Genomic DNA, 3,670 nt, shown 5'->3' on the forward strand with positions numbered 1-3,670 from the left:
ATGCCCGCATGCTGCCTGTGACGATGATGAATATCATCTATGGCGGCGAACCTGCCGACAACCCGATCGTCATTCAGGAATTCATGATCATGCCGGTCAGAGCGGAAAACATCCGCGACGCCGTGCGCATGGGCTCCGAGGTGTTCCACACACTGAAAAAGGAACTGTCCTCGGCGGGTCTTGCCACCGGCGTGGGCGATGAGGGCGGCTTTGCGCCGAACCTTTCGAGCACCCGCGACGCGCTGGATTTCATCCTGAAAGCGGTCGAGAAGGCCGGCTACAAGCCGGGCGAGGACATCATGCTGGCGCTGGACTGCGCCTCGACCGAATATTTCAAGGGCGGCAAATACGACATGAAGGGCGAGGGCAAGGTTCTGACCTCGGCCGAGAATGTCGATTATCTGGCCGCGCTGTGCGCCGATTACCCGATCCTGTCCATCGAGGATGGTTGTGCCGAGGATGACTGGGAGGGCTGGAAGCTGCTGACCGACCGTCTGGGCGCGTCGGTGCAACTGGTCGGAGACGACCTGTTCGTGACCAACCCCACGCGTCTGGCCGATGGCATCGCGAAGGGCTGCGGCAACAGCCTGCTGGTCAAGGTGAACCAGATTGGCACGCTGTCGGAAACGCTGGACGCGGTGCGCATGGCCGACCGCGCCCGCTATACTTCGGTGATGAGCCATCGCTCGGGCGAGACTGAGGATGCCACCATCGCCGATCTGGCCGTGGCGACCAATTGCGGGCAGATCAAGACCGGCAGCCTTGCGCGATCGGACCGGCTGGCAAAGTACAACCAGCTGATCCGTATCGAGGAAATGCTGGGCGAAACCGCCGTCTATGCAGGGCGTTCGATCCTGCGCTGATCGAGTTTCTGGCGGCGCGGGCGCCCCGATGCGCCCCGCCGCGCGATACCGGACAAACTTGACGTAAAGGCATTGCGGTTTTCGGGACGCAGAGGCTCAAGACCCCTCGACAGCCGCAGATCTGCGGCTAAACTCGCCCACACGTTCAAGGCGGGTTGTCTGTGGGCCGGTCGGCCCACCCGCCCTTTACGGAGGAGAATTTATGAAAGATACCAATAAGCTGGATCGCCGTTCATTTCTGACGCGGGCCTCTCTCGGTGGTGCGGCCGCTGCGGCGGGATCAGCACTTGCCGCACCGGCCATCGCGCAGGAAACCCCGACGATCAACTGGCGGTTGGCGTCGTCCTTTCCGAAATCGCTGGACACGATCTATGGTGGCGCGGAAGAGCTGTCGCAGCGTCTGAAAGAGGCGACGGATGGCAAGTTCAACATTCAGGTTTTTGCTGCCGGCGAGATCGTTCCCGGCCTCGACGCCATCAATGCCGCGACCGATGGCACGGTCGAAAGCGCCCATTCGGTCGGCTATTACAACTGGGGCAAGGATCCGGCCTTTGCGCCGGGTGCCGACCTTCCCTTCTGTCTCAGCGCGCGGGCCAAGGCGGCCTATAACTATCAGGGCGGCGGGATCGAGAATTACAACGCCTTTCTGGAACAATACAGTCTGATCAGCTTTCCGGGCGGAAACACCGGCGTACAGATGGGCGGCTGGTATCGCAAGGAAATCAACACCCTTGCCGATATGAAGGGCCTGAAGATGCGCATCTCGGGTCTGGCCGGGCGTGTCGTCGAAAAGCTGGGCGTCGTGCCGCAGCAGATCGCCGGGGGCGACATCTATCCATCCCTGGAAAAGGGCACCATCGACGCAGCCGAATGGGTCGGCCCCTACGACGACAGCAAGCTGGGTTTCCAGAAGGTCGCACCCTATTATTATTACCCCGGTTTCTGGGAAGGCGGACCGACGGTCAGCTTTTTCTTCAACAAGGGCCAGTTCGACGGCCTGCCGGCCAGCTATCAGTCGCTGCTGCGTACCTGCTGCCATGCGGTCGATCAGAACATGCTGGCGAAATACGACATGAAGAACCCCACCGCGCTGAAGGAACTGGTCGCTTCGGGGGCGCAATTGCGGTCCTTCAGCGAAGAAATCCTGACTGCGGCCTTTACCGCCGCGAACGAGGTTTACGCCGAACTGTCGGCCCAGAACGAATGGTTCAAGAAACAGTACGACGCGATCCTGCCCTATCGCAACGACTGGTACCTGTATTCGCAGACAGCCGAATACACGTTCGACACATTCATGATGATCCAGCAGCGCAACGGCAAGCTGGCACCATCCGCAGGCTGACCAGCCTGTTAACGGGAATGACCATGGCCGCCGCGATCAACGCGGCGGCCTGTTCTTTCTGAAAACAAATAATTTGCGTGATCTATTGATCATGACAAAGTAGTGGGCGGCCACGCCGCGAAACGGATCTGCCCGCAATACGCTGTAAATAAACATAATATATCGAATAATATTGGATATTCATTATATTAATCGGCCGGTATTGTTTGAAATCTAAAATCCCGGTATTATTATTTGGTTATTTGATCGTGCTTTTATCGATTTTCCAAACGTCAATGCCATTTTTTTATGTAAGTACCTTTTGAATTACATCCAGTGAGGAATCCGGAATGATATCCAATCTACGACGATTTGCGTGTTATCTGGCAGGCGCAGCCCTTGCCACCATGCTGACGACGGCGGCCCATGCTGCCGTTGTCTTCGATGCTGGCGATTGCGGCGACAGCGATACCATTGCCGAACTGAACAGCGCCTGTGGCCACCTCGAAAACACGGTCTATACCATCGACGTCCTTTTCGACGCCACGGACACGACCGGGGGCGAGGCAGCCAGGATCTGGGGGCTGAATTTCCACGTCACAGACCGCGATGAGGTCTCGATACACCCAAGCTCGTGGGCCTTTGCCTTTTCAGGTGCGGTAAGCGTGGACAGCTTCGCGACGGGCAGCCTGAACAATGCCACCATCCGCTATCGGCCGGTGGTCGATCTGATTCATGGCGAGCTGATCGGCACGCTGTCCTTCACGACCTTGGCTCCGCTGGTCAATGACGGCCAGGCCGATGTCACGATGGAGGGTTGGGGCAATGGCGGCGGCAGGTTCTTTGCGCCGAACGTCCTGCTTGGCGCATTCGAAGTCCAGCCCGCACTCGTCCCTCTGCCTGCACCGGCCCTGCTGATGCTGGGTGGAATGGCGGCTTTCGCCGGTATCAGGCGCAAGCGCCGGGTGTAATCGCGAAAGACGAAGGCGGGCCATTGTGTGTAAACGCGGTGGCCCGCATTTTTCAGTCTGATCGATTTGAATTTTTATCAACCGGATTGCCGAAACAGGGCAAGTTGGATATTCTGTACCCGGTACCTTGTCAATTTTCTCGATTGTCGATGAAAATCTGAACACCAAATTCTGAAAATGTAAGTACATTTCACTTGCATCCGGTGAGGGGGCCGAGATGAAATCAATAGAAAGACGCTTGGCGTCGTACATGGCCGGTACGGCCTTGGCGATGGCGATGACAGCTGCGGCGGCCAATGCCGCAGTCACCTTTTCGGCCAGGGATTGCGGCGATGGCGACCCCATGGCCGAATTGAAAGGAGTATGCAGCCATACCGCAAACACGGCGTATATGATCGACGTCCTGTTCGACGCAACTGATGCTCTTGGGGGGGACGCCACCAAGATTTGGGGGCTGGAATTTTCCATTGCCGATACGGATGAAATCCTGAAGGGCAGCAAAACTTTCAGCTTCA

4 protein-coding genes are annotated in these 3,670 nt (G+C 57.8%); all 4 read left to right on the forward strand.

Features of this window, described 5'->3' with window-relative positions:
* A partial coding sequence (gene eno, locus ACK5L9_RS20575) for a phosphopyruvate hydratase (protein WP_416913320.1) occupies positions 1-863 on the forward strand: 863 nt, incomplete at its 5' end.
* A 220-nt stretch (positions 864-1,083) separates the two neighbouring features.
* Complete coding sequence (locus ACK5L9_RS20580) at positions 1,084-2,205, forward strand: TRAP transporter substrate-binding protein (protein ID WP_416913323.1); 1,122 nt, start codon at positions 1,084-1,086, stop codon at positions 2,203-2,205.
* Positions 2,206-2,534: 329 nt separating this feature from the next.
* Entirely contained in the window at positions 2,535-3,155 is a 621-nt protein-coding gene (locus ACK5L9_RS20585; protein WP_416913321.1) for a VPLPA-CTERM sorting domain-containing protein, read from the forward strand.
* A 217-nt stretch (positions 3,156-3,372) separates the two neighbouring features.
* A partial coding sequence (locus tag ACK5L9_RS20590) for a hypothetical protein (RefSeq protein WP_416913322.1) occupies positions 3,373-3,670 on the forward strand: 298 nt, incomplete at its 3' end.

It is taken from the genome of Paracoccus sp. (in: a-proteobacteria), from assembly GCF_047973135.1.
Lineage (GTDB): Bacteria > Pseudomonadota > Alphaproteobacteria > Rhodobacterales > Rhodobacteraceae > Paracoccus.